The organism is Mesorhizobium sp. M4B.F.Ca.ET.143.01.1.1, assembly GCF_004792275.1.
In the GTDB taxonomy this organism is placed as follows: Bacteria; Pseudomonadota; Alphaproteobacteria; order Rhizobiales; family Rhizobiaceae; genus Mesorhizobium; species Mesorhizobium abyssinicae.
Genome location: NZ_SRSR01000225.1, coordinates 1 through 325, shown reverse-complemented (window position 1 = coordinate 325; position 325 = coordinate 1). Strand labels below are relative to the sequence as shown.

Here is a 325-nt window from a genome sequence, read left to right as displayed (position 1 = left end):
GGCGGAAATGCTCGAAGTCCGGCCGCTTGCAGACATAGACGGCACAGGATTTGGTGTCGGCGCTGGGCACATAAGCCCGTGATCTCACCTCGCCCATGTTGCAGAAGCGCTCGTCGCGCACATAACGGTCGTAGAGCGGAAGACCCGGCACGCGCGTCGACTGATAGCGCAGGATGACGGCGCCCTGTCTGGCGATCGTCGCCTGCACCCGGTCGCAGCTCATGCGCGTCGGATCGTAACGCGACACCGCCTGCGCCTCGGCGGCGACCAGCAAGAAACACGCGGCAAGCACAATGGTCTTCATGGTTCCCTTCCTTGGAACGGC

1 protein-coding gene is annotated in these 325 nt (G+C 63.7%); it reads right to left on the bottom strand.

Annotation, left to right across the window (positions count from 1 at the left end; translation table 11 throughout):
* Positions 1 to 304: hypothetical protein (locus tag EN786_RS36740; RefSeq protein WP_135910140.1), on the bottom strand; the 304-nt coding region annotated here is incomplete at its 3' end.
* Positions 305 to 325 lie beyond the last annotated feature (21 nt).